Source organism: Streptomyces acidiscabies, assembly GCF_020010905.1.
Classification (GTDB): Bacteria; Actinomycetota; Actinomycetes; order Streptomycetales; family Streptomycetaceae; genus Streptomyces; species Streptomyces acidiscabies.
The window spans coordinates 521,817-547,365 of sequence record NZ_JAGJBY010000002.1; the positions used below are offsets into that span (position 1 = coordinate 521,817).

23 protein-coding genes are annotated in these 25,549 nt (G+C 71.5%); 13 read left to right on the top strand and 10 right to left on the bottom strand.

The window, feature by feature from the left end; genetic code table 11:
• Nucleotides 1-61: 61 nt before the first annotated feature.
• Nucleotides 62-1,156 (bottom strand): helix-turn-helix domain-containing protein, encoded by a 1,095-nt coding sequence (locus tag J8M50_RS29380; RefSeq protein WP_010351800.1) that lies wholly within the window; start codon nt 1,154-1,156, stop codon nt 62-64.
• 96 nt (nt 1,157-1,252) lie between these two features.
• Between J8M50_RS29380 and J8M50_RS29385 the strand changes: the two genes are divergently transcribed.
• On the top strand, nt 1,253-3,190 hold the full coding sequence (locus tag J8M50_RS29385; protein WP_010351801.1) for a cell division protein PerM: 1,938 nt from the start codon (nt 1,253-1,255) through the stop codon (nt 3,188-3,190).
• A gap of 126 nt (nt 3,191-3,316) precedes the next feature.
• Here J8M50_RS29385 and J8M50_RS29390 read toward each other — a convergent pair whose 3' ends face one another.
• Complete coding sequence (locus tag J8M50_RS29390) at nt 3,317-4,249, bottom strand: hypothetical protein (protein ID WP_075661268.1); 933 nt, start codon at nt 4,247-4,249, stop codon at nt 3,317-3,319.
• Between the two features lie 347 nt (nt 4,250-4,596).
• Here J8M50_RS29390 and purN point away from each other — a divergent pair, with 347 nt between their 5' ends.
• The 3 genes from purN to J8M50_RS29405 all read left to right on the top strand — a co-directional run bounded on the left by purN (nt 4,597) and on the right by J8M50_RS29405 (nt 7,392).
• On the top strand, nt 4,597-5,229 hold the full coding sequence (gene purN, locus J8M50_RS29395) for a phosphoribosylglycinamide formyltransferase (RefSeq protein WP_010351804.1): 633 nt from the start codon (nt 4,597-4,599) through the stop codon (nt 5,227-5,229).
• A gap of 29 nt (nt 5,230-5,258) precedes the next feature.
• The gene (gene purH, locus J8M50_RS29400) at nt 5,259-6,818 is read left to right on the top strand and encodes a bifunctional phosphoribosylaminoimidazolecarboxamide formyltransferase/IMP cyclohydrolase (protein ID WP_370516611.1); all 1,560 of its coding nucleotides are present in this window, start codon (nt 5,259-5,261) and stop codon (nt 6,816-6,818) included.
• Between the two features lie 124 nt (nt 6,819-6,942).
• Entirely contained in the window at nt 6,943-7,392 is a 450-nt protein-coding gene (locus J8M50_RS29405) for a peptidoglycan-binding domain-containing protein (RefSeq protein ID WP_010351807.1), read from the top strand.
• A gap of 5 nt (nt 7,393-7,397) precedes the next feature.
• On the opposite strand, the gene J8M50_RS29410 is transcribed toward J8M50_RS29405, so the two are convergent.
• From J8M50_RS29410 to J8M50_RS29420, 3 genes are all read right to left on the bottom strand, one after another.
• Entirely contained in the window at nt 7,398-8,702 is a 1,305-nt protein-coding gene (locus J8M50_RS29410) for a serine/threonine-protein kinase (RefSeq protein ID WP_010351808.1), read from the bottom strand.
• Entirely contained in the window at nt 8,699-9,430 is a 732-nt protein-coding gene (locus tag J8M50_RS29415) for a hypothetical protein (protein WP_010351809.1), read from the bottom strand. The genes J8M50_RS29410 and J8M50_RS29415 overlap by 4 nt, the downstream gene beginning before the upstream one ends.
• A gap of 195 nt (nt 9,431-9,625) precedes the next feature.
• Nucleotides 9,626-10,348 (bottom strand): RDD family protein, encoded by a 723-nt coding sequence (locus J8M50_RS29420; RefSeq protein WP_010351810.1) that lies wholly within the window; start codon nt 10,346-10,348, stop codon nt 9,626-9,628.
• A 226-nt stretch (nt 10,349-10,574) separates the two neighbouring features.
• Here J8M50_RS29420 and J8M50_RS29425 point away from each other — a divergent pair, with 226 nt between their 5' ends.
• From J8M50_RS29425 to J8M50_RS29460, 6 genes are all read left to right on the top strand, one after another.
• Entirely contained in the window at nt 10,575-11,432 is an 858-nt protein-coding gene (locus J8M50_RS29425; protein WP_010351811.1) for a bifunctional methylenetetrahydrofolate dehydrogenase/methenyltetrahydrofolate cyclohydrolase, read from the top strand.
• 271 nt (nt 11,433-11,703) lie between these two features.
• Entirely contained in the window at nt 11,704-12,117 is a 414-nt protein-coding gene (locus tag J8M50_RS29430) for a DUF3017 domain-containing protein (protein ID WP_010351812.1), read from the top strand.
• Between the two features lie 103 nt (nt 12,118-12,220).
• Nucleotides 12,221-13,318 carry a helix-turn-helix domain-containing protein gene (locus tag J8M50_RS49310; protein WP_010351813.1) on the top strand — a complete coding sequence of 366 codons (1,098 nt, stop codon included), beginning with the start codon at nt 12,221-12,223 and terminating at the stop codon, nt 13,316-13,318.
• 518 nt (nt 13,319-13,836) lie between these two features.
• The gene (locus J8M50_RS29450; RefSeq protein WP_010351814.1) at nt 13,837-14,826 is read left to right on the top strand and encodes a malate dehydrogenase; all 990 of its coding nucleotides are present in this window, start codon (nt 13,837-13,839) and stop codon (nt 14,824-14,826) included.
• A 113-nt stretch (nt 14,827-14,939) separates the two neighbouring features.
• A complete protein-coding gene (locus tag J8M50_RS29455) occupies nt 14,940-16,061 on the top strand; it encodes a DUF5954 family protein (RefSeq protein WP_010351815.1) in 1,122 nt (373 codons plus the stop codon).
• Nucleotides 16,062-16,158: 97 nt separating this feature from the next.
• The gene (locus J8M50_RS29460; protein ID WP_010351816.1) at nt 16,159-17,298 is read left to right on the top strand and encodes a DUF5954 family protein; all 1,140 of its coding nucleotides are present in this window, start codon (nt 16,159-16,161) and stop codon (nt 17,296-17,298) included.
• A gap of 77 nt (nt 17,299-17,375) precedes the next feature.
• Here J8M50_RS29460 and J8M50_RS29465 read toward each other — a convergent pair whose 3' ends face one another.
• A complete protein-coding gene (locus tag J8M50_RS29465) occupies nt 17,376-18,833 on the bottom strand; it encodes an MFS transporter (protein ID WP_010351817.1) in 1,458 nt (485 codons plus the stop codon).
• Between the two features lie 96 nt (nt 18,834-18,929).
• On the opposite strand from J8M50_RS29465, the gene J8M50_RS29470 reads away from it, so the two are divergent.
• Entirely contained in the window at nt 18,930-19,841 is a 912-nt protein-coding gene (locus tag J8M50_RS29470; RefSeq protein ID WP_029183591.1) for a LysR family transcriptional regulator, read from the top strand.
• 119 nt (nt 19,842-19,960) lie between these two features.
• Here the strand turns inward: J8M50_RS29470 and J8M50_RS29475 are convergent, their stop codons facing one another.
• The gene (locus J8M50_RS29475; RefSeq protein ID WP_029183592.1) at nt 19,961-20,686 is read right to left on the bottom strand and encodes an isocitrate lyase/PEP mutase family protein; all 726 of its coding nucleotides are present in this window, start codon (nt 20,684-20,686) and stop codon (nt 19,961-19,963) included.
• Between the two features lie 38 nt (nt 20,687-20,724).
• Nucleotides 20,725-21,216, bottom strand: a complete 492-nt coding sequence (locus tag J8M50_RS29480) for a carboxymuconolactone decarboxylase family protein (protein WP_050373093.1) — start codon at nt 21,214-21,216, stop codon at nt 20,725-20,727.
• Nucleotides 21,217-21,299: 83 nt separating this feature from the next.
• Between J8M50_RS29480 and pdxR the strand changes: the two genes are divergently transcribed.
• Nucleotides 21,300-22,799 (top strand): MocR-like pyridoxine biosynthesis transcription factor PdxR, encoded by a 1,500-nt coding sequence (gene pdxR / locus J8M50_RS29485; protein ID WP_010351821.1) that lies wholly within the window; start codon nt 21,300-21,302, stop codon nt 22,797-22,799.
• A gap of 35 nt (nt 22,800-22,834) precedes the next feature.
• Here pdxR and J8M50_RS29490 read toward each other — a convergent pair whose 3' ends face one another.
• The gene (locus tag J8M50_RS29490) at nt 22,835-24,061 is read right to left on the bottom strand and encodes an RNA-guided endonuclease InsQ/TnpB family protein (protein WP_029183594.1); all 1,227 of its coding nucleotides are present in this window, start codon (nt 24,059-24,061) and stop codon (nt 22,835-22,837) included.
• Nucleotides 24,062-24,111: 50 nt separating this feature from the next.
• Between J8M50_RS29490 and J8M50_RS29495 the strand changes: the two genes are divergently transcribed.
• A complete protein-coding gene (locus tag J8M50_RS29495) occupies nt 24,112-24,270 on the top strand; it encodes an Arc family DNA-binding protein (RefSeq protein WP_040835705.1) in 159 nt (52 codons plus the stop codon).
• A 93-nt stretch (nt 24,271-24,363) separates the two neighbouring features.
• Here the strand turns inward: J8M50_RS29495 and J8M50_RS29500 are convergent, their stop codons facing one another.
• On the bottom strand, nt 24,364-25,518 hold the full coding sequence (locus J8M50_RS29500) for a helix-turn-helix domain-containing protein (RefSeq protein WP_029183595.1): 1,155 nt from the start codon (nt 25,516-25,518) through the stop codon (nt 24,364-24,366).
• Between the last annotated feature and the right edge of the window lie 31 nt (nt 25,519-25,549).

Consider the following 25,549-nt stretch of genomic DNA (forward strand, 5'->3'; position numbering starts at 1 on the left):
CGGCTCCCTGTCGATGGGCCCGCTCCCCGAACGGGGGGCGGGCCCATCGGCGTACTCGGTGTCATCTGACGTCCGGTACGAGCCTCTCCGGGCCGTTGCTCGTCTCCTTGCGCAGCTTCGCCCGCAGTGCCAGCTCCGCGTCCGACAGCGCGCCCGGCGCCTGCCTCGGCGGGACCCCGCTGACCGTCGCCCCCGGCGGGACCGGCGGTTCGTAGTGCGTGGGCGCCGTGTTCAGGGTCAGGGCCGTCGCACCGATGATCGCGACCGTGAACGCGATGGCCGCACGCGTCCAGAAACTCGCCCGGCGCTCCCCCGACAGCCGTACCGTCCTGGGCCTCGGCGTACGCAGGCGCTCCGCCGAGGCGACCTCCGCCAGGCGCCGGTGGAGGGTGGCCGGGTCGGCGAGTTCGGGCAGGCGGGTGGCGAGGGCCTCGCGCGCGTGCAGCACGCGGTTGGCCGCCGCCGGGGTGCTCGACTCCGTCTCCGCCGCCGTCTCCGGCAGGTCGAGGCCGACCCCGTCGTACAGGACGAGCGTGCGGCGGTAGGACGGGGGGAGCCGCAGGAGTACGTCGAGGAGGGCGCGGTCGGGGGCGTAGGCGGGCGGGGGTTCGGGGTGCCGGTAGCGGGGGCGCAGCCGGTGCCAGGGGGAGAGCGCGTACTCGTACGCCGTGGCGCGGATCCAGCCCGCCGGGTCGCGGTCCGTCGCGACCTCGGGCCAGCGCTGCCACGCCGACTGGAAGGCGCGCTCCACCGATTCGCGGGCCAGCTCGCGGCGGCCGGTGAGGAGGTAGGCCTGGCGGACGAGGGCGGGGGCGCAGAAGGCGTACAGGGCGTCGAACGCCTGGGCCGGGGTGAGGGGTGAGCGCTCGGGCTCGCCGGGGGCGGGCTGTTCTGCCTGGAGAGACGCGGCCACCGGTGGTTGAGGTTGCGTCACTTCCTGAAATTTCGTCACTTCTTTTTCCAGCGACGCCAGGAGCCTCGCGTACGCCTCCCGTGTGGTGCCGCGCGGCGTCGTACGGCCGGTCTCCCAGGCGCGCACCGTCTCTCGGGTGACGCCGACCGTCGAGGCGACCTGAGCCTGCGTCAGCGCGTGGGCCTCGCGCAGGCGTCGGCGTTCCTTGGGAGGGGGGAGGGGAGCGGCTTGGCTCTGGGTCACCTGGCACCCTTCCGTACGAAAAAGTACATAAAACTATTTTGGGTGACACGGCGAACGTTCGCCTGTTACGCCGGGAAAGCGCGTGTCGTTGGGAGCATGACGGGCGTGAACCCGATGACCGTCCGCCGCCCGCTGCTGTCGTCCCTCCCCGCGCGCGTGCGCGAACGCTCGCCCGGACTCGCCGCCGGCCTCCTCGGCGGCGCACTCGCCGCAGGCCTGGGGCTCGGGTCGTTCGCGGTGCTCGTCATGGTCCTGTGGATCAGCTCCCCGTACCCCGACAGCGGGCCCGGCGGCGCGCTCCACGTCGCCGTCTCCCTGTGGCTCCTCGCGCACGGCGCGGAACTCGTCCGCGTCGACACACTTTCGGGTGCGCCCGCACCCATGGGGGTGACGCCGCTGCTGCTCGTCCTGCTGCCGGTGTGGCTCGTACGGCGCGCGGCGCGCGACGCGGACGGGGGCGGCGCCGGGTGGGCCGGCGTCGTCGCTGGGTACCTCCTCGTCGCGGCGGGGGCGGCCTGGTACGCGGCCGGGGGCGCGCTGCGGCCCTCCTGGGGGTGGACCGGCGTGTGCGTGCCGGTCGTCGTCGGCGCCGCTGCGGCGGCGGGCGCCTGGAGCGGTTCCGGGGGGATCGGCGCGGGGTGGTTCGGTTTCGGAGGGCTCGTACGGGGGGAGGACGCCGCATCCGTCCGTGTCGCCGCGCTTCTGCGGAGGCTCGGCGGAGGACCGTCAGAGCCGGGCGCCCAGAAGGCCGACGGCGAGGGGTGGGACGTCCGGGAGTGGTGCGGCGTCGCCTTCCGCGCCGGGTTCGCCGGTGCCGGGGTTCTCCTCGGCGGCGGTGCGCTGCTGGTCGCCGTCTCCACCGTCCTGCACGGGGGCGCCGCGCGCGGGTCGTTCCTCCATCTGACGGAGGGCTGGTCGGGGCGGTTCGCCGTCCTGCTGCTCTGCGTCGTCCTCGTCCCCAACGCGGCCGTCTGGGGCGCCTCCTACGCCCTCGGCCCCGGCTTCGTCCTCGGCGCCGGGCACCCCGTCACGCCCCTCGTCTCCGACCCCGCCGCCCTTCTGCCGCCCTTCCCGCTCCTCGCCGCCGTCCCCGACGTCGGCAACGGCGGACCGTCGACCTGGGCCGCCGCCGGCGTCGCCCTCGCGGGCGCGCTGGCCGTCGGGTGCTTCCTCGCGCGCGCGGGCGCCGCGTGGTCCTGGGGGCGGACCGCCGGGGGCGCCGTCGCGGCGGCCGTCGTCTTCGCGGTGGTCATGGCCGTCGCGGCAGGGGTCGCCGGGGGCTCGCTCGGGGTGGGCGCGCTGTCCCGGTTCGGGCCGGTGTGGTGGCAGGTCGGGGGCGCGGCGTTCGTCTGGGGGGTGGGGGTCGGGGTGCCTGTGGCTCTGGGGGTACGGGGGTGGTCCTGCCGGGAACGGGGGGCGAGGACCGTGCGGTGGTGGGGGGTTCGGAAGGTGTCGGGTGTGGGGGAGAGCGGGCGGGACGCGGGGAGTTCGGAGAGCGGGCGGGAGTGGGAGCTGCTGGTCGACGGGGCTGCTTGGGAAGCGGGGGTGCCGGGAGACGGGCAGGAGAAGGGGGCGGAGGAAGCCGGCCGGGAGGGGAGTGGCCGGCGGTGGTGGCAGCGGAGGCGTGGGCCGGAGCACGAGGTGCGGGAAAGCGGGGGCGAGCCGGGAGCGTTCGAGGACGGGTACGAGGGGGAGGCGGCGCGGCGACGCCGTACGTGGTTCCCGTCGCCGACCGGGCTGTTCCGTACGGCGGAGAAAGTGCCCGACCTTTCCGAGGCCGCGGTTCCCCGTACCGACGATCCCGTCTACGCGTCTCTCCTCAAAGACACCTCCGACGGCGCCGGCGCCTCCGACAGCCTTTTCGAGCCGTACGACTTCCTCACCACGTCCCCCGATCCGGCCTGGCACGACGACACGGCCCGCGAGGCTCGCTGGGCGGCGTTGAGGGAGGCTTCGAGGCCGTGGGAGGAGGCGGAGACGGGGCCGGAGGCGGAGCTGCCGGGGGAGAAGAAGGGGGAGAAGGGGGAGGGGTGAGGGGCGGGTTCTGGCGGGGCGGAAATTTTTTCGCGGGGAAGTGAACCGGGCGGCGGGGTCAAAACGATGAGGGGGTAGAGGGGCAGGGCGGAAAGGCCGGACAAGGAGGAGGTGAGGCCCAGGACCTCAGTCGTTGGTACCCAGGAATTCCCTCAACTTCTCAGGAAGGAGATCGTCGCAGGACTGCTGGGCCTCGTTGGTGAGGGCGTCCGCCCGGCAGGTGTAGTAGTCCCGGTAGACGAGCTGCGCGGTGAAGCCGGCGCCGACGAGAGCGAGGGCCAGGGACGCGGTGACGAGCCCGGTGATCGCGGCGGTCTTCTGGGGCCGGCCGCCGGAGGAGCCGGTGGAGTTGCCGAGGGCGGACGGGTTGGCGGGGCCGTTCGCGGCGGGGGCGTCGGAGCCGTTCTGGCGGGGACGGGCTCGCAGAGCACTGATCGCCCAGTAGAGGGAGAGCGCACCGAGAAGGAGGGCGACATAGGCCCAGCCGAAGAGGACGAAGAAGAAAGCCCACATGCCGCCGAGCAAGGAGTACCGCGCACGGCGCTGAGCCGGATCGGTCGGGTCCCACCGAGGACCGGGGGCCTGGTTGCCCCCCTGTCCCTCGGGCCCCGCACCGGGCCGATCCCCGAACCCGCCCTGCGAGCGCCCCGGCTGCCGGTCGCTCCACCGCCCCCAGGGTGAACCCCCCTCCCTGTCGCCCCCTTCTCCCTGCGCGGGTTCCCGGGGCCGCCAGGGCTGATCCGGAGCTCCCTCGGGCGGCGGAGCGAAGGGATTCTCACCCCGACCCCCCTGAGTCTCGTCACCCTCGGAGGAACCCCGCCCCTCCGGACTCTGATCCTTGTCAACTCCAGAGAGTGCCTGAGCCTCAGCGCCCTGGCCCTCCGCACCCCGAGCCCCTTGGCCGTCAGGCCCCTCACCCGGTCCAAGGGTCTCCGGCCCGGAGGTCTGGGGAGCCCGGCTCTCGTCGGTGCCCTGGGGGACCCGGTCCGTGTCGGAGGGGAGGTGGCCCTCGCGCAGGAGGGGGGAGTGGGTGGAGGGTCGCAGACTGCGGTCCGGCATCAAGTGAGCGTCTTCCCTAGGTGAGTCGGAGGTCAGTCGGACGGGCAGGGCGGTCCGGTGGACGCCCTGTTCGGACCGGCCGGTGAGGAGGGGGTGGCGCACCCACCCCCCATGTGCCGATCGGTCTGAAATGAGCTGTCACTCCGGGAACGTGCCACACCACCGCCGCGTTCCCGAGTCCGCTCCCCGCAGACGCTACCTCCCGGCCCCGCCCCCGTCCCGTGGGGGCCGCCGGGTGTGCCGGTATCGTTGCTGACGGTCGGCCGCTTCGTAGACTTCCCCGTATCCGAGGGCGCGAAGCATTCGTACGACCGCACAAAAACCGACCGTGAGAAAGGTCCCCGAACGTGGCCGACCCGGCCCCCGCCCCCAAACGCCTGGTCGTCCTGGTCTCCGGCTCCGGTACGAACCTCCAGGCCCTGCTCGACCACATCGCCGAGACCGGAGCGCGGGAGTACGGCGCCGAGGTCGTGGCGGTCGGCGCGGACCGTGCCGGGATCGAGGGTCTCGCCAGGGCCGAGCGCGCGGGGATCCCGACGTTCGTCGTCCGGGTGAAGGACCACGGGACGCGGGACGGGTGGGACGCCGCGCTCGCCGGGGCGGTCGCGGCGTACGAACCGGACCTGGTCGTCTCGGCGGGGTTCATGAAGATCGTCGGCAAGGAGTTCCTGGCCCTGTTCGGCGGCCGGTTCGTGAACACGCACCCCGCGCTGCTGCCGAGTTTCCCCGGAGCCCACGGAGTGCGGGACGCGCTCGCGTACGGGGCGAAGGTCACCGGCTGCACCGTCCACTTCGTCGACGACGGCGTCGACACCGGTCCGATCATCGCGCAGGGCGTGGTCGAGGTCCGGGACGAGGACGACGAGAACACGCTGCACGAGCGCATCAAGGAAGTCGAGCGAAGGCTGCTCGTCGAGGTCGTGGGGCGCATCGCCCGCAACGGCCACCGCATTGAGGGACGAAAGGTAGTTATCCCGTGACCGCCGAGGCTGTGACTTCAGAGGCCGTAATTTCTGAGAACGTGCGCCCGATCCGCCGCGCGCTCGTCAGCGTGTACGACAAGACCGGCCTGGAGGAGCTGGCCCAGGGCCTGCACGCGGCCGGCGTCCAGCTCGTCTCCACCGGCTCCACCGCCGCGCGCATCGCCGGCGCCGGTGTCCCCGTCACGAAGGTCGAGGAGCTGACCGGGTTCCCCGAGTGCCTCGACGGCAGGGTCAAGACCCTGCACCCCAAGGTGCACGCCGGGATCCTCGCGGACCTGCGGCTGGAGAGCCACCGTGAGCAGCTCGCCGAGCTGGGGGTCGAGCCGTTCGACCTGGTGGTGGTGAACCTGTACCCGTTCCGGGAGACGGTGGAGTCCGGGGCGAGCGCGGACGAGTGCGTGGAGCAGATCGACATCGGCGGGCCGTCGATGGTGCGGGCCGCCGCGAAGAACCACCCGTCGGTGGCCGTGGTGACGAGCCCGGCGCGGTACGCGGACGTCCTGAAGGCCGTCTCGGGCGACGGGTTCGACCTGGCCACGCGCAAGCGGCTCGCGGCGGAGGCGTTCCAGCACACGGCCGCGTACGACGTGGCGGTGGCGTCGTGGTTCGCGTCCGGGTACGCGCCGGTGGACGAGTCGCAGTTCCCCGACTTCCTGGGCGCGACCTGGGCCCGCGAGAACACGCTGCGCTACGGGGAGAACCCGCACCAGCCGGCCGCGCTGTACGTCGACGGCAGCGGGACCGGGCTCGCGGTCGCCGAGCAGTTGCACGGCAAGGAGATGTCGTACAACAACTACACGGACACGGACGCCGCGCACCGGGCCGCGTACGACCACGACGAGCCGGCCGTCGCGATCATCAAGCACGCGAACCCCTGTGGGATCGCGGTCGGTTCGGACGTCGCGGAGGCGCACCGGAAGGCGCACGCGTGTGACCCGCTGTCGGCGTTCGGTGGGGTCATCGCCGTGAACCGGCCGGTGTCGAAGGAGCTGGCCGAGCAGGTCGCGGAGATCTTCACGGAGGTCATCGTGGCGCCGGACTACGAGGAGGGCGCGCTCGAAGCGCTCGCCAAGAAGAAGAACATCCGGGTGCTGAAGGCGCCGCAGGGGCCGTCCGCGCCGGTCGAGCTGAAGCCCATCGGGGGCGGGGCGCTGCTCCAGGTCGCCGACCGGCTCCAGGCCGACGGCGACGATCCGGCGAACTGGACGCTGGCGACCGGGGAGGCCCTCTCCGCCGAGGAGCTGGCCGAGCTGGCGTTCGCGTGGAAGGCGTGCCGGGCGGTCAAGTCCAACGCGATCCTGCTGGCCAAGGACGGGGCGTCCGTGGGCGTGGGCATGGGGCAGGTCAACCGGGTCGACTCCGCGAAGCTCGCGGTCGAGCGGGCGGGCGCCGAGCGCGCGCAGGGTTCGTACGCCGCGTCCGACGCGTTCTTCCCCTTCCCCGACGGGCTGGAGATCCTCACCGCGGCCGGCGTCAAGGCGGTCGTCCAGCCCGGTGGTTCGGTCCGTGACGAGCTGGTGGTCGAGGCGGCGCAGAAGGCGGGCGTGACGATGTACTTCACGGGGACGCGGCACTTCTTCCACTGAGCCGCTTCCCGGGAAGACCGGTGCGAGGCCGGGGGCGGGCCCCTGATACCTGTCAGGTACCCAGGGTCCGCCTCGGCCGGAAGACTGACAGGCGTCACACCGAGTCAGAGGGAAGGAACACGGAATGCGACGCCTCGTTCTGTCGAAGGCGCTGGTCAGCGCGGCAGCAGTGGTCGGTCTCGCCGCCGGGGGGCTCGCGACGGCGGCCCCGAGTTTCGCGGCGCCGGCCGCGCAGGAGCGGGTGGTGGGGGCCGAGGCGGCGTCCACGCACGCTGTCGTCAACTTCGGCCTGAGCCGTGCGCAGGCCAAGAACGTCCAGCGCTGGCTGGCCGAGTTCTGGGGGTACGACGACGCCGTCGACGGCCTGCTCGGCGCCAAGAGCTGGAAGGCGTACCAGCGCTGCCTCCAGAACTGGGGCTACACGGGCCCGATCGACGGAATCGTCGGCGACGGCACGATCAGGGCGCTCCAGACCCAGTTGCAGTCGACGTCGGGTTACGCCGGCCCGGTCGACGGGTACGTCGGCCCGCTGACCCGGGCCGCGTTCGCCCGGTTCGCCGACGACCACGCCTAGGCGTATCAGGGCCCCTTCCGCAGCGCCGACCAGGTGCGCGGCCCCACCACTCCGTCCGCGTCCAGTCCCGCGCGTTTCTGGAAGGTGACGACCGCGCCGTGGGTCAGCGGGCCGAAGTCGCCGTCCGCCTTGCCGACTTCGGGGATTTTGTGCAGGTTCCGCAGCAGGCACTGGAGTTCACGGACCTGGCTGCCGCCGTCGCCGCGTTTGATGGTGAAGTCCCAGGTGCCGTTCCAGCCGGCGGTGTAGCCGCTGCCGTACGTCGGGTCGGAGTACAGCGCGGGTCTCTCGCAGGTCGGCGGGGCCGAGGTGGCCGGCTCCTGGTCGCGCAGGGCCGCGTACGTCGCGGAACCGGCGCCCAGCAGGGCCACGGTGAGCAGGGCGGCGAGGACGGGTCGCCGCCAGCGCGGGGGGCGCAGGCGGGGGAGGCGGGCCGAGCGGGTGGTGCCCGCCGCCGACTCCACCCGGCGCAGCAGCTCCTTCGCGGTGATGCGTGAGCTGTGGTCCGGCGTCAGGCAGTCCCGCACGATCTCCCGCCACTCGGCGGGGAGTTCGGCGCTGAGGCGCAGCTCCTGCGTGCCGCGGGCGTGGCGCAGGGCCGCGTCCGTGCGGGCCTGGGGGGTGGCGCCCGGGAGGGGGTGGGTGCCGGTGAGGAGTACGTGGGCGAGGATGCCGAAGGCCCAGGTGTCGGCGCTGGGGCGGATGAGGGTGCCGCGTTCGCTCACCTCCGGCCAGAGGAGCTCCGGCGGGGTGTAGTCGGGGGTGGTGAAGAGGGGCGCGTAGGCGTGGGTGCCCTCCAGTTCCGCCGCCGTGCTGAAGTCGGCCAGCCGTACCGAACCGTCCTTCATCAGCAGGACGTTGGCCGGTTTCAGGTCGCCGTGGACCCAGCCCGCGTGGTGCAGCTGGTGCAGGCCCTCGCAGATCTGGGCCAGGACCTGAGGGGTTCGTAAGGGGAGGGTGTCCAGGGAGCCTTCGGCGCGTTCGAGGACGAGGACGGTGGCGCCGTCCAGCTCCGGCCGTTCGGGGTCCTCCACCGTCACGACGTCGTGCATCCGGATCAGCCGGGGCGTCCGCAGCCGGGACAGCAACTCGACCTCGCGGTCGGCGAGTTCGCGCAGGTGGCGGAGTTGGCGGGGGGTGCGGGTGCCGGTGGGGAGGAACTTGAGGGCGACGTCGCGGGGGAGGCCGGGGGCGCTGCTGGAACGACTGGAGTGCCGCCCCGCGTACACCGTCGCGAACGCCCCCGAGGCCAGCGGCTCGCGTACCTCCCAGTCCCCGACCCGGTATCCCTTCGGCACGGTGGTGTTCATCGCGCCTCCCGCAAGGCCGGCGCCGACAGGAGGACGAGGTCGTCCTCCTGGACCAGGTCGAAGCGCAGGGCGAGGGAGACCAGGGTTTCCTTCTTGCCGTTGAGGCGTCGGCCGCCGGGCTCGGCCGTGTCCTCGCGCAGGCGGAGCTTCACCGCGAGGTAGTCGATGTTCCAGTAGACGGCGGAGCGGGTGACGCCGGGCCAGACGTCGCGGAGGCGGTCCACGAGGTCCTCGACGGCGGGCAGCGGGGCGTGGGGTTCGCCGCGCAGGCGGGGTTCGCACAGGGCCGTGAGGACGGCGAAGTAGCGCTTCGTACGGTCCAGGGAGAACGCCGGGGTCGTCGCCGCCCCGCTCAGCCCCCGCCGGGACACGCTGTGGAAGGCGTGGCGCGGGGCCCAGACGTCGAAGGCGAGGAGGTCCCCCGCGGCGGGCAGCACCACGCGGGCGAACTCGAAGGGGACCGGGGCCTCCAGCCGGCCCGGCGCGACCTTGACGTGCTCACCGGCGCCCTCGGGGTTCTCGACGACGTACGTCTGGTCCTCGCTGTGGTTGCTGAGCAGCCAGAACGTACGGTCGGGAACGATCTCGCCGGCGACCCGGGGCACCCCCTCGTGCGCGATGACGAGCCCGCCGTCCGCCCTCCCGAACGGCAGCCGGTCCCCCGCACCGAGTCTGATCTGGCCGTTCGCGCTCGCACACGACGGTGGTACGACGATGAGGCTGTGCATGGAGTCGTCCCCTTCTCCGGGCAAGCCAGGGGGCTCGGCCCCCCGATCCGATGGGCCTGAGAGTAAGGGGAGCTTGGTGGTGTCCGCCACGCTTTGCCCGATAACGCAATATCCGCGAGGGCGAACAGCACTCAGGCGTGCACGCCCGGAGCCGGTCCGAGGGTGCACGCCTGAGGGTCGAAACCGCCGGCCGCGTTACCGGTTGTGGATGACCATCGTCTTGGACGCCTTGTCGTGCCAGCCTTGCTGGCGGCCCGACTTGTCCCAGAACGGGGACAGGTAGACGAGGAGCTGACCGATGCCGCAGGCGAAGCTGCCGACCATCGGGATGATCCAGCGGATGAACGAGGACCCCATGCCGGGCTTCTGGCCGGTCTCGACGTTCACGACGCGCAGCCCCACGGCGAGCTTGCCGAGGGTGGCGCCCTTGAGGCCGACCATCAGCCACTCGTACACGAAGCTGACGACGGTCAGCAGGAGGGCTATCGCGGTGAACTTGCCCACGACGTCGCTCGCGGCGTCGTTCACGCACGCCTCGTAGACGGCCGAGGAGGCGTTCGCGTCACAGTCGTTGACGGAGCTGACGCTCCCCGCGAGACCGGCGATCGCGAAGGCCAGGTACACGACGAAGATGATGGCGCCGTCGATGAGGCGCGCACCGAGGCGGCGGCCCATCGACGCGACCTGCGGGGCGCCGGTGTTGTAGCCGGGCGGCGGGTAGCCGCCGGGGCTCTGCGGGTAGCTCGGGTAGCCCTGCGGCGGCTGCTGCCCGTACTGCTGCTGGTCCTGGGGGTAGCCGTAGCCCTGCGGGGGCTGGCCGTATCCGGGCTGCTGCTGCGGCTGGCCGTAGCCGCCGGGCTGCGGCTGCTGGGGCTGCTGGCCGTAGGGGTTGCCGGGCGGCGGCGCGCCGAAACTCATGGCTGGATTCCTCCGTTGGACTACGCGGGGACGGCGCGGGCAAGCGGAGGAATGTCGATAAGTGAGCGGTTCTTCCCCCGACCTGACCGCTGATGTGCGGTTTTCATCGTTGATGGTCGGGCGAGTTCTTGTCCAGCCCGATTCGCCGGGTGTTGTGCAAGTGCAACATCGGTGACAGGAGTGACCGGATTGGAAGCGGGGACCCGTCATCCGCGAGGATGGCCGCATGACCGCCCAGATTCTCGATGGCCGGGCCACCGCGGCCGAGATCAAGTCGGAGCTGACCACGCGCGTGGCGGCGCTGAGAGACCGGGGCGTCGTGCCCGGCCTCGGCACCGTCCTCGTCGGCGACGACCCCGGCAGCCGCAAGTACGTCGCCGGCAAGCACCGGGACTGCGCGGAGGTCGGCATCGCCTCCATCCAGCGTGAACTCCCCGCGACGGCCACGCAGGAGGAGATCGAGAAGGCCGTCCACGAGCTGAACGAGGACGCGTCCTGCACCGGTTACATCGTCCAGCTCCCGCTCCCCGCGGGCATCGACGAGAACCGCATCCTCGGCCTCATGGACCCGGCCAAGGACGCGGACGGCCTCCACCCCACCAACCTCGGCCGCCTCGTCCTCGGCGAACCCGCGCCCCTGCCCTGCACGCCGAACGGCATCCTCACGCTCCTGCGCCGCCACGGCGTCCGGATCGACGGCGCGGAGGTGGTCGTCGTCGGACGCGGTGTCACGATCGGCCGCCCGATGCCGCTGCTGCTGACCCGGCGCAGCGAGAACGCGACGGTGACGCAGTGTCATACGGGTACGAGGGATCTGGCGGCGCACCTGCGGCGGGCGGACATCGTCATCGCGGCGGCGGGGTCTCCCCACCTGGTCCGCGCGCAGGATGTGAAGCCGGGGGCGGCTGTGCTGGACGTGGGGGTGTCGCGGGGGGCCGACGGGAAGATCGTCGGGGATGTCCATCCTGACGTGCGTGAGGTCGCCGCGTGGATCTCGCCGAACCCGGGCGGGGTCGGGCCCATGACCCGAGCGCATCTGCTGGTCAACGTGGTCGAGGCGGCGGAGCGCGGTGCCGGGCGATAAGGGGGAGGCCGAGAAGGGGTCGGCCGGGGAAGGGACGGCTGGGGAGAGGATGGCCGGGGAGAGGGCGATCGGGGCGGGGAGGGCCAGGGCGGGGGCGGTCGGAGCGGGTGCGCCCGTGGCGGAGCCTTCCGCGACCGAACCCCCTGCGGCGGAACCTCCCGTGACACGGTCTTCCGCAACCGAACCCCCCACCCCCGGCCTCCCTACAAGTGCGGCCTCCCCGTCGCGCGACACTGGACAGCAGCGTACGAACGATCGAGGCGAGGAGCCCGTGGCCGAAGAGGCAGTCAACCGGCGTGGCAGCAGGCGGTTTCCGCGGATCACGCGGGACACGGCGCGGCCCGAGGGGAGTGGGCGGGCGGTCGCCGGGGCGTCGTCCGTGCCGGCGCGGCAGTGGCCGATGCTGGCGGTGTTCGGGACGGTGGCGCTCGGGCTGCTGATCACCGCGCTGGACCAGTTCCGGGTGGGGACGATCATCATCGGGGTGGCGCTGTTGGGCGGGGCCGTCATGCGGTGGCTGCTGCCGGGCGTGGGGATGCTGGCCGTGCGGTCGCGGTTCACCGACATCGTGACGTACGGGGTGCTGGGGCTGGCGATCGTGCTGCTCGCGCTGATGGCCCAGCCGAACCCGCTGCTCCAGATCCCCTTCCTCAAGGACACCCTGCACTTCACGGTCAAGACCTGAGGTGCTGTCGACTCATCGACAATTCCCTCCCGGTGCCTGTCGATTCCGGCGCTGAACCGGACTAACGTCTCTGAACGGGACGGACTGTCACTGGGGGGACACGATGGCTCGCTGGAAGCCTCTGCCGGACGAACTCGACCCGCGGATGGTCGAGTTCGTCGTCCACATGCGGCGTGCGGTCGACCGCAGCGGGCTGAGTACGCCGGCGCTGGCCGAGCGCACGGGCTACAGCCGTACGTCGTGGGAACGCTTCCTGGACGGCCGCCTCCTGGCTCCCCGCCGGGCGGTCGACGCCTTCGCCGAGGCCACGGGGATCTCGCCGGTCCACCTGACGACGCTGTGGGAACTCGCGGAACAGTCCTGGGGCCCCGGCTCCCACGACCGTGCGACCGCCCAACTCCGGGTACCTCCAACGGCGTTGCCGACGAGGGAGGTGGGCGGCCCGACGGAGGGGAACTCTTGGGGGTTGGCGGGGTACAAGGGGCCGTCGCGGGTGGGGGGTTCGGGGGAGGGCGGGGGTAACGGGGCGGCGGGGGCTGGGAGTTCGGCGGAGGGTGGTGGACAGGGGGCGGCGAGGGCCGGTGGCTTGGCGGAGAGCGGTAGCAAGGGGGCGGTGGGGGCCGGGGGTTCGGCGGAGGAGGGCGCCAAGGAGCCGGTGGAGCGCGAGAGTTCCCTCGCTACGGCCGTCCGTTCCGAAGCCGGCGTCAAGTCCGCCCCCCGCTGGCTCACCTTCGTCGCAGGGGCGCTCGGCGTCGTCGCCCTCGCCGGTGCCGCCTTCCTCCTGACGGATAGCGGCCCCGACGACACCCCCGCCGCAGCCACCAACTCCCCCTCCCCGTCCACGAGTTTCCGCCCCACCCTCCCACCCGGCGTCAAATGCAACGGCCCCACCTGCACCGGCAAGGACGCGGAGACGATGGGCTGCGCCGACGACCTGGTGACAACAACGGCAAGGGCGACGGTCGCCGGAACACAGGTCGAGGTGCGGTACAGCAAGACGTGCGGCGCGGCGTGGGGCCGGATCGTGCAGGCGGGCCCGGGGGACGTCGTACAGGTAACGGTGGGGAGGACACACCAACGGGGCGAGATCACGACGACGGACGACACGATCGCGTACACACCGATGATCGCGGTACGAACGCCGGGAGAGGCGAGGGCGTGCGCGGAACTGGCGTCGGGAAGGCGGGGGTGTACGGGGTAGGAGGCGCAGGGGCTATGTGCGGCTACTGCCGAGAGGACGCGACGGGCCACGCGTACCCGCAGCCGACCGCCGGACAGCCCCCCGTCTTTTAGGGGCGCGGGGCTGTATCGATGTGCGGCTCCGCCGCGTGGGCGCGACTAGCCACGACGCACCCGCACCCCGCCAAGCACAGTCCCACCCCCTCGGAACCCGCCCCCAACAAACCCGCCCCCGAAATTTCCGGCCCCCCGTGTTTGTCCCCCCAACTCCAGGGCACGCGCACTACAACCCCACGGGAGCCCGGCTCGCCCGGCCGCCGCCCCCGTCCTGGCGGTCGTCGGTCACTCCTCTCCCGGACCGGCGACCGCCATTTCGCGTACCCACCCCCCACCCACCAAGATCTGTGGGCTGAGCCACACAACCCCGCGCACCCCCCATCCCGGATGCGCGATAGCCTGACCGCTGGATTCTCTTGATGCCAAGAGATCGATCATCCGGGGCAGGGACGCCCCACCGCCAGCTGTCATACGGAGAACGCCATGACCCGCACTCCCGTGAACGTCACCGTCACCGGCGCGGCCGGCCAGATCGGTTACGCCCTCCTCTTCCGCATCGCCTCCGGCCAGCTGCTCGGCGCGGACGTGCCGGTCAAGCTCCGCCTCCTGGAGATCACCCCGGCGCTGAAGGCCGCCGAGGGCACCGCCATGGAGCTGGACGACTGCGCGTTCCCCCTGCTCCAGGGCATCGACATCACGGACGACCCGAACGTGGCGTTCGACGGCACGAACGTCGCCCTCCTCGTCGGCGCCCGCCCCCGCACGGCCGGCATGGAGCGCGGTGACCTCCTCTCCGCGAACGGCGGCATCTTCAAGCCGCAGGGCAAGGCGATCAACGACAACGCGGCGGACGACGTCAAGATCCTGGTCGTCGGCAACCCGGCGAACACGAACGCGCTGATCGCGCAGGCCGCCGCCCCGGACGTACCGGCCGAGCGCTTCACGGCGATGACGCGCCTGGACCACAACCGCGCGCTGACGCAGCTCGCGAAGAAGACCGGCACGACGGTCGCCGACATCAAGCGCCTCACCATCTGGGGCAACCACTCGGCGACGCAGTACCCGGACATCTTCCACGCGACGGTCGCCGGCAAGAACGCGGCCGAGGTCGTCAGCGACGAGCAGTGGCTGGCCGACGACTTCATTCCCACCGTCGCCAAGCGCGGCGCGGCGATCATCGAGGCCCGTGGCGCGTCCTCCGCCGCGTCCGCCGCGAACGCCGCGATCGACCACGTCCACACGTGGGTCAACGGCACGGCCGAGGGCGACTGGGTCTCGATGGGTATCCCGTCGGACGGTTCGTACGGCGTCCCCGAGGGCCTCATCTCCTCCTTCCCGGTCACCACGAAGGACGGCGTGTACGAGATCGTCCAGGGCCTGGAGATCAACGAGTTCTCCCGCGCGCGCATCGACGCGTCCGTGAAGGAGCTGGAGGAGGAGCGCGAGGCGGTCCGCGCGCTCGGCCTGATCTGAGTCTGATCGGTTACGACCGAATCGAGGCCCCCGGGTGACCGTATCGTCGCCCGGGGGCCGGCGTTTTTGGCGAACCCGGTCTCCCGCACGCCCCTTTCGGGCACGGTGGAGCCATGCGTGATTTCCGGGACAGCGCGCCGTCCTACCTCACCGTCCGCGTCACCCCGCAGGCGGGCCCGCTCGCCGCGTTCGCGGAGCAGGAGGCGGCGGAGGCGATGGAGCGGTACCCGATGGTCGTCGGCCTCGGGGCGCCGCAGTTCTTCCCCACCCGCGAGTGCGAGACGGGGGGTTGGGAGATCCTCAGCGCCGGATGCGGTGAGCCGCAGGGCGCGCGGGACGACCTCGGCAGCCACTTCCGTACGTACGCGGGGAACGCCGACGACGAGGCCGTGCGCCGTAAGTGGATGGCCGCGGCGGAGCGGATCGAGCGGGAGGTCGTCGACGAGTTCCGGGTACGGGGGGAGAGGTTCCGTATCGCGCGTGCGGGACAGTTCGTCCGTCTGGGCCCCAACGGCCCCGAGCCGCCCCGCCCTTCCGACCGCGACACCGCCGACGTCGGCGCGGCGTACCGCCTCGACCACCGGGACGACGGGTTCGTCATCGACCCCTACACCCCGACGGGTCTCTCCGACGGACTCCTCAAACTGGAGTTGCTCAGCCTCGCCGGGCCGGCCGGTGACGTACCGCAGGAGGTACGGGACGACGCCGTCGCGGCGCAGTACGACTATCCCGGCGGGGTGCTGCTGACGCCGGTCTTCGTCATCTCCCGGCGGGAGCGCGGCGGCGGTTGGTCCCCGGCGAACCCTGACGCGACGCACGCGACCCCCCAGGGCGCGCGGGACTCCCTCTCCCACTGGCTCCGGGTCACCGGCCCCTGGAGCAAGGACCTCGACGACGCGAAGAAGGCGGAGTGGGCGGCGCTGGCGGACCGCCTCGACGAGACCCGCAAGAACGTCCTGACCGTCGACGGCGTCCGCTACCGGATCACCCGGGTCGACCGCATCGTCCGCATGGGCCCCGACGGCCCCGAGACCCCCCGCCCCTCCGACCCGGACCCCGAGCCCCCCATCACCGTCCACGTCCAGCAGCTCAAGGAGGCGGGCCTGTGGGAGGACGACGAGCACAAGCCCATCGAACTCGACGAGAGAACTCTGGAGTACCAGTCCCTCGTGGAGGAGGAAGAGGCGAGGCAGAGGGAGTGGAGGAGGGCCCGGGGGCTGCGGGACCCGGACTAGCCGGTGTCACCCCCCGAACGCACGGTGGTGCGACCGAATCCTCAAGACAGGGCAATTGGCATGTCTGCCCACCCCCTCAACCGGGCACGGTACGTGCATGACCGATTACCAGGACAACCATCCGGCCTACCTCACGTTCCGGATGACCGTCCCGGAAAGCCCCCTCGCTCAGTTCGCGGACCAGGAAGCGTGGCGGGCACGGGACCGGTACCCGCAGGTGATGGGGCTGGGGCTGCCGGAGTTCTTCTACATGGGGGAGTGCGAGCAGGGGGGTTGGGAGGTGCTGGGGTACGGGAACATCACTCCCCAGGCCGCCCGCGACTCCCTCGGCAGCCACTTCCGCATGAGCGCGAAGGACGCCGAGGACGCCGGTGACGAGAAGAACCGCCGTAAGTGGATGGCGGCGGCGAAGCGCATGGACCGCGAGGTCGTGAACGACCTGACCGTCCAGGGCCGTCGCTATCGGATCGTCCGGGTCAGCCGTTTCCTGAGGATGGGCCCCAACGGCCCCGAGCCGCCCCGCCCTTCGGACCGCGACACGGGCGAGGTCGGAGGCGGTGACGTCCCCGGCCCGAAGGACCAGGGCCACATCGTCGACGTCTTCGCCTGGACCGGCCTCTCCGAAGGCATCCTGAAGATGGAACTCGTCGACTTCGTGAACGCCCGCGACCACACGACCGAGGAGGGGTACGAGGATTCCCGCAGGGCCCGCCGCGAGTACCCCGGCGGCGTCCTGATGCCCCCCGTGTTCACGGTCTCCGAGCGCCGCGACGGCCAGTGGGGCGCGTTCAACATCGCCTCCTCGTACGCGACGGCGCAAGGCGCCCGCGACGCCCTCGCCTCGTACCTCCGGCTGCACGGCCCGTGGGAACTCGGCCTCGACGAGAAGACGAAGGCCGAGTGGGCGGCGCACGCCGACCGGCTCGACGAGACCCGCGCCAACGCCCTTGTCGTGGACGGCGTCCGCTACCGCGTCACCCGCGTGGAACGCCTCGTCCGCATGGGCCCTGACGGCCCCGAGCCGCCCCGCCGCTCCGACTACGACCCCGACGAGCCCTCCGACGTCCAGGTCAAGCGCCTCAAGGACGCGGGGCTGTGGAAGGACGAGGAGGACGACACTCCGACCGACCCGGAGATCAGCAAGCAGATGGAGGAGTACCACGCCTTGTGGGAGGCGGAACGCGCGCGGAAGAAGGCGTGGCGGAAGGCTAGGGGGATGCGGGACCTGGACAAGTAGGTGCGCCGGGGACGCGCGTTGGGTCCCCGGCGTCTCAAGTGACGTCCGCTGCGAGGGACTTCAACGCCGGGTGCTGTTCACGTGGCGTTCGCCGGTGTGGATGCCGGTTCCTTTTCCTCTGTGGGCTTCGGCTTGCATGGTGCCCTGAACTCCGTTATTACCAAGGCCGTTGACACCAGGACCGTGATTCCTACGATCCGCAGTGCCGAGCCCATCCCCGACGCGAGGTCGGTGTGGTGGGCCAGCAGTGTGCCGGACACGGCTACTCCGAGCGCCGCGCCGATCTCCCGTGCGGATGTGCCGAGTCCGGAGCCGAGGCCGGTCTGGTGAGGGGGGAGGGATGTCGCGACGCCCAGAGTCAGCGCCGGCATCGCCAGGCCCGTACCCACCGAGATCGTCAACAGCCAGCAGGCGTACAGGAGATACGGCGTTCCCGCGTCCGCCGTCGACGTCCCCAGCAGGCCGAGGCCGATCAGTGCGAGGCCCGCGCCGACCACCGGACGCGGGTGCGCGGACCAGCGTGCCGCGAACTTCGGGACCAGCGCCATGCCGACGATCACGGGGAGGATCGCGACGCCGGTGACACCGGGCCCGTACCCCTTGACCTCTTGCAGGTACTGCGAGTTGACGAAGAAGAGGGCGAAGAGGCCGAAGAACCCGGTGGCCAACCCGAGGACGGTGGCGCGGAGTTGGGGGGAACGGAAGAGGCGGGGGTCGAAGAGGGGGGCTCTGTACGAGGGTTGCGCGCCGAGGCCGGTCTCCGGAACCGCTGAGTCCACCCGCCGCGCCGCCCTCACCGACCTCCCCGCGAACCCCCCGATCAACCCGGCCCCCACCCCGAACGCCGCCAGGATCACCCCCGACGTCCACCCGTGCTCGGGACTCTCGATGATCCCGAACAGCACCGCCACCAACCCGGCGGTGAGCAGCAACGTCCCCACCGGATCAAGGGAGTTGCGCGGCGAACGATCCGTACGCGGGGTCGTCACCGCGACGACGATCGCCAGCACCCCGGCAAGCGGCACCATCGCCCCGAACAGCGCCCGCCACGTGAGGAATTGGCCCACCAACCCGCCCCCGAGGTTCCCCACCATCCCACCCAGCCCGATCGCCAGCGTCCACGACGCCATCGCCTGCGCCCTGCGCGCGGGCCCCGCGAGGTGGACGACGAGGGACATGGTCGCCGGCGTGATGAGCGCGGCGCCGGCGCCGGAGACCCCCCGCCCGGCGATGAGCAGCGCGGGCGTCGTCGCCGACGCGCTGACCCCGGCCCCGATCGCGAACAGCGCGAGCCCGGCGAGAAGGGCACCCTTCCGCCCGTACCGATCCCCCAGCGCCCCCGCCGGGATCAGCAACCCGGCGAAGGCGATGACGTACGCGTCGACGGTCCACAAGATCTCGGCGTGCGAGGGCCGCAGATCCGACGCCGCGAGCTGCGGGATGAGGAGGTTGATCGCCGCGACCATGCTCTGCGCGACGAGCACGCAGGCGCACAGCGCGAGGAGGGTCGAGCGTTTCAGGGCAGGCGCGGACACGGCTCCTCCAGGGAGCTGGACGGTGTGGGATTCCCGGGTGCTTTCACCGTAGGCTCGACCTGTCCTGCTTTCCAGTGCAACCTTCGCAAGGGATGAATGCGTGTGACGCAATCCGTGGACCTCAACCTGCTCGTCGCGCTGGACGTCCTGCTGGAGGAGCGCAGCGTCCAGGGCGCGGCCCGGCGCCTGCACCTCTCCGAGCCCGCGATGAGCCGCACCCTCGGCCGCATCCGTACGGCGCTCGGCGATCCGGTGCTGGTCAGGGCGGGGCGGCGGATGGTCCCCACGCCGCGCGCGCTCGCCGTCCGCGCGGAGGTGAGTACGGTCGTCGAGCGGGCCCGAGCGGTGTTCACCCCGGCCGACACCGACCTCCGTACCGTCGTACGGACCTTCTCGATCCTCGGCCACGACGCCATAGCCGCTGCGCACGGGCCCGCTCTCCTCGCGCGCGCCGCCGCCGAGGCGCCCGGCATCCGGCTGCGGTTCCTCAGCGAGAGCCACCTCGACGCGCCGTTCCTCCGGGAGGGGACCGCCGACCTCGAAGTGGGCGTCGTCGACAGCACATCGCCCGAGGTACGGACCGAACTCCTCGCCGAGGACCGGATGGTGGGGGTCGTGCGGGCCGGACACCCGTTGCTGGAAGGGGAGTTGACGCCCGAACGGTTCGCCGTCGAGGCGGATCACCTGACCGTGTCCCGACGCGGCAAGCTGCATGGGCCGGTTGACGCGGCGCTCGCCGAACTCGGCTTGCAGCGCCGGGTGGTTGTGAGCGTCGGCTCGCTGCCCGCGTCCCTCTTCGTCCTGCGCGACACCGACCTCGTCGGGCTCAACACGGGGTGGGGGCTGTCGCTGGCGCGGACGTTGGGGCTCGTCCACTTCGAAGTGCCGTTGCCGCTGCCGCCGTTGAGGCTGGGGATGGCCTGGCATCCGCGCTATGACGCCGACCCGGCGCACGCGTGGCTGCGAGGGCTGGTGCGGGAGTGGATGCGCGGCGCACTGCCCAACTGAGTTTGAGGGTGCCCCCCGGACGATTCAGGTGCGTCCGGAAGGCACCCTCGCGAAAGCCGAGCCTTATGACCGGGGTGGAAACGAGAGCGGCTGAACCCGGTCCGCCGGCCCGGCGAAGGTCATACCTGCGGCGCGAGCCCCGCCGCGATCTCCCGCAGCGCCGCCGTCGCACACCGCTGCATCCCCGGCCCGAACGTCACCCGGGTGGCCCCCAGCGTGCCCAGATCCGCAGGCGTCGGGCCGTCCTCCGGGTGGCCGAGGACGTTGATCGGCCCCTTGACCCCCGCCCGCAGCAACGGCAGCGCGACCGGAGGCGCGAGGATCGGGTACACGCAGTCCGCGCCGGCCGCCACGTACAGCGCGGCCCGCTCGATCACCGCCTCCGGGGAGGCGATGCCGCGTACGAAGGTGTCGATGCGCGCGTTGACGAACAGCTCCCCGTCCGCCACCGCGCACACCTCCGCGAGCCAGTCGGCGTGCTCGTGCGGGTCCTTGAGGACTTCCCCACGTGAGTCCTCAAGGTTGCACCCCACGACGCCGGCCTCCAGGAGCCGTGCCACCAGCTCCCTCGGCGCCAGCCCGTACCCGTCCTCGACATCCGCCGACACCGGGACGTCCACCGCGCGCGCGATCCGCGACACCGCGGCGAACATCTCCAGGGCCGGGGTCTTCCCGTCCGCGTACCCGAGGCTCGCCGCCACCCCGGCGCTCGGCGTCGCCAGCGCCGGGAACCCCGCGTCCGCGAACACGCCCGCGCTCACCGCGTCCCACGCGCCGGCCAGGACGAGGGGGTCGTCCGGGCGGCGCCGCGAGTGCAGCGCGCGGAAAATCTCCACCTTGCTCATCCGGCGTCCACCGGCCGGGCCGAAGGCCTCCGCCCCGCTCATCCGGCGTCCTCCGGCAGGTACGTCCCCGCGACCATCCTCGTCGTCACGCCGATCCTGTTCCACGCGTTGATCACCGTGATCACCGAGATGAGCCGCGCCAGCTCCGTCTCCCCGAACAGCTTCGCCGCGTTGCCGTACACCTCGTCCGACACCGGGCCCTCCGTCAGCCGGGTCATTGCCTCGGCCAGCTCGATCGCCGCGACCTCGCGCTCGGTGTAGAAGTGCCGGGACTCCTTCCACACGGTCAGCTGCATCAGCCGCTCGACACTCTCGCCGTTCGCCAGCGCGTCCTTGCTGTGCATGTCCACGCAGAACGCACACCCGTTGACCTGCGAGACCCGCACCTTGACGAGGTACCTGAGCGTCGCGTCGACGCCCTGCTGAGCCGCCGCGTCCAGTCTCACCAACGCGCGATAGACCTCCGGCACCCTCTCCGCCAGCACCATCCGCGGACAGTGCGCCGCCCGCTCCCGCTCCGCTGTGCTCATGCAACCGACCCTAAAATGCAAGCAGCCCACGGATATGGTCCATTCCGTGACCGAAAACGTGGGCCAATCGGGAGGGGCCGAAGGTGGACGAGAACGGTGACGAACCCGTCGTCATGACCGGCCTGGCCGGTATCCCCACCTCCGAGGCCGTCCCCGTGTACGACAACCCCGGCCCCGACGAGCCCCAGGAAGCACCCCCCGCCCCACCCCCCGTCGGCCTAGGCATCGACCTCCACCTGGTCCCCACCGGCCCCCACCTCCGGCGCGGCCTCACCGACGCCCTGCGGGAGGCCGTACGCAGCGGCCGACTCGGGCCGGGGACGCGGCTGCCGTCGTCGCGGGTGCTGGCCGTCGATCTGGGGATCGCCCGGAACACCGTTGCCGATGCGTACGCCGATCTCGTCGCCGAGGGGTGGCTGACCGCGCGGCAGGGGTCCGGGACCCGGGTCGCCGAGCGGCCCGTGCCGCAACGGGAGACCAGGGGCGGCGGGCACCGGCGCGCTCCCGGCAAGCCGCGGTACAGCCTGCTGCCGGGCAGCCCCGACCTCGCCGCGTTCCCGCGCGCCGAGTGGCTCAAGGCGGCCCGGCGCGCCTTCACCGCCGCGCCCAACGACGTCCTCGGGTACGGCGACCCCCGCGGCCTGCCCGAACTGCGCGCCGCGCTCGCCGGTTACCTCGCCCGCGTACGCGGCGTCCGCACCGACCCCGAGCACCTCCTCATCTCCACCGGCTTCTCCCACAGCCTCCGCCTCCTCGGTGAACTCCTGCACGCGCGCGGCGTCCGCACCCTCGCCGTCGAGTCGTACGGCCTCCCGCCCCACTGGGCGATCCTCGAACGCGCCGGCCTCACCACGACCCCCCTCCCCTTCGACACCCACGGCACCCGCGTCGAGAACCTGCCCGCCAGTGCGGGCGCTGTCCTCCTCACCCCCTCCCACCAGTTCCCCCTCGGCGTCGCCCTGCGCCCCGAGCGCCGCGCGGAGATCGTCGACTGGGCGCGCCGCAGCGGCGGCCTGATCCTGGAGGACGACTACGACGGCGAGTTCCGCTACGACCGACAGCAGGTCGGCGCGCTCCAGGACCTGGCCCCCGACCACGTCGTCTACCTCGGCACCGCCAGCAAGTCCCTGGCCCCCGGCCTGCGCATCGCCTGGCTGGTCCTCCCCCCGTCCCTCACGGCGGAGGCGGCCCGCCTCAACGGCGCCCAATCGACCAGCGCCCTCGAACAGTTGACGCTCGCCGAGTTCATCGAATCCGGCGCGTACGACCGCCACGTACGCGCCTCCCGCCTCCGCTACCGGCGCCGCCGCGACGACCTGGTCACCGCCGTCACCACCCACGCCCCCGACGTCCGCGTCACCGGCATAGCCGCCGGCCTCCACGCGGTCCTCAGCCTCCCGCCGGGCACGGAGGACTCGGTCATCCACGCGGCGGCCTGGCAGAGCCTGGCCCTCTACGGCCTGACCCGCTTCCGCCACGCGACCCTGGACACACCCCGGGACGCGCTGGTCGTCGGCTACGGAACGCCGTCGGACCACACGTGGCCTGCGGCGCTGGCGGCGCTGTGCCGGGTGCTGCCTTGACATCCTCCCCTCCCCGAAAGGAGGGGATTTCTGGCTCAGGCTGCCTGCGGGAGCGGCGCTCCCGCAGGTCTTGTGCCTTCGGCACCAGCCGGGGTGAGACCAGCCCGGACGAGCATCACGCGGGCGGAGTTCTTGTCCCTGGGGGACGAGGCTCCGCACGTGGTGCAGGTGTAGGTACGTTCGGACAGTGGCAGTGCGTGCTTGGTTCTCGCTCCGCACGATGCGCAGTCCATGGTGGTGTGCGCGGGGTTGACGAGGCGGACGTCCCGCCCGTGTTTGCGGCCCATCTCGATCAGGGCCTTCTTCGTGGCGCCGATCGCCGCGTCAGCAGCTTTGCGGGCCATGGTGGTCTTCGCGAGGAACTTCGGCCGGAAGTTCTCGACAGCGATGGCGTCGTGATCGCGCACGACGCGCTTGGCCCACTTGCGGGCTGTGTCCTGCCGCTGCCGGGCGATCTTCGCGTACGTGTTCGCCCGCCACCTCTTCGCGTCCCGATACCCCTTCGACAATGCCTGCCCCCTCGCCGGCTTGCGACGGGACACCATCCGGTCGTACCGAGTCAGCCTGCCTTGAGTAGTACGCCCGTGCTGGGGGTGAGGAAGGTCGTAGGCGTCCGAGGTGGTGGTGGCGGTCTCTCTGACTCCCCAGTCCACGCCGAGCACACGGCCCGTGTCGGGCAACAGCTGGGTTTCGGTGGCGACGACGAACGAGGCGTACCAGTGCCCCACCGCGTCCCGGTACACCCGTACCGACGAAGGCACGGACGGGAGTTCACGCGACCACACCACGGTCAGCACGATGTCGCCCGCGAGATGCAGACGGCCGTCCTTCAGCCGGAACCCGCGCTGTGTGTAGTTGAGCGTGGGCAGCGCCTCACGCTTCTTCTTGTGCCGGGGCATGCCCGCGCGCTGCCGCATCGGCAGACGCTTCTCGACGTCCTTCAGTGCCTTCGAACGGGACCTGGCGAAGTCCCGGATGATCTGCTGTTGCGGCACCGAAGCACCCTCACGCAGCCACGGCGTGCGGGCGCGGGCCTCAGTCAGCATCCTGTCGAGCTGAGCCGGGCCGCACGTCAGCCTGCTCTCGGAATGCGCCCGATTATGGGCGTGTACAGCACGGGACTTGGCCACGCACTCGTTCCACACCCACCGGCACCGGTCCCACTCCACGAGCAGAGCGGTGCGGGCGGTCGACGACACACGAAGCCGGTAGGTGTACCGGGCGTGCCCGGTATCCTCCGAAACCTTCTTTGGTGTCGCCATGACGTCATTCTGCCGCTCAAACAGTGCCCATGACCCTCTAATCTGGAGTCATGGATGAAGAGAAGCGCATCACCCTTCGCCTGCCCGCCGACCTACACGGGTGGCTGGTCACCCAGGCCAAGTCCGCCCGCAGGTCCCTCAACTCCGAAATCGTCTACCGGCTGGAGACCGAGCGTGACGCCGCCGTGGCGGACGCCGAATTGCCCTGACGGCGCTTCGGCTTTCCCTGCCCCTCGGCCTCGAAGGCTCGGGCATTCCCGCAGGAACCCGGTGAACGCCGGCTGTGGGGACCGGTCAGCTGTTTACAGCGAGATACCCGTCCTCTTTGCGATCCTGGTCAACCGCTCGTTGCTCCGCTTGTGTTTCGACACCAGGACTCGGGTCAGTTCCTGAGACGTGGGGTGAACGGCGGCCATCTCGGGCGCCACCGCCCATGCCTTTTCGAGGCTCTCAAGAGTGCTTTCTTGATCCCCGAGAGCGAGCTGGGAACGTCCGAGGTTCATGTAGAGCGGCCCCACCCTTGTGGCGGGAAGGTTGAGTCCCGCCCGGATCAAGGCATCCGCCGTGTCCAACGCCTTACGGTGCTGTTCCATGTCGGAAGCCGTCGCGATGACATGTGTGGCCGTGTTTTCGGGGCCGAAATGGATGCCGTGCTCGACGATGTCCTCCGGGAATTCTTCGGCCACTTCCCAAGCCGCTTCGATGTGCCGGTTCGCCGTCTGCTTGTCCTTGAGCCGTCCGGCCAGGGTCAGGCCGCGAAGATGCAGGATCCCCAACGCGTACGCACGGTCCCGACCGGTGAGCATCGACTCCGTCCGGACGATCGCACGGTCGACGACGGCCAGGCCGCCGGCGAAATCCCCCGAGTTCAGGAACGTCCCCGCGTCATCGCGTGCCGCGACGATCGCCGCGATCGGGTCGGCCCGCTCGGAAGCCATGCGCTGTTTCATGGTCGCCAGCTCGGCAAGGTGCATCCACCTGTGCCTCGCGGCCAGCCAGTAGACGATCCCGTACACATCGGCGACCAGAGTCCAAGCCCCCGGACGCTGTACCAGATGAGCGTGGTTCGTGACCCTGGAGAGCACTCCGGGAAGCCTCTGGAGAACCAGGGACAGTTCTGTGTTCTGCCGAAGCTGGTTGAGGTCGTCGACTTCCCGCTGAAGAGTTTCGGGATGCTCAGGTGGCGGTCCGGGGACATCGAACCTGCGAATGACAAAGTTGAGTTCACTCAGATTCTTCTCGGGTGCGCTGCCCAGGAGTTCGTCAAGGGTGAGGTTCAATGCTCGCGCGATGGCGGCACCCACCCCTTGAGTGAGCGCTCGGTCCCCGACTTCGACCTTGCTCAGCAGGGACACGGACACCCCTGATTTCCGGGCGAGAGCCACCTGGCTGAGTCGTTGTTCCTTACGGCGCTTGGCCACGTTCGAGCCAGGCCCAGGTACGTGTGCAGCGTCCATGTCCGACGCCTTCCCCACTTGGTGACGTTCT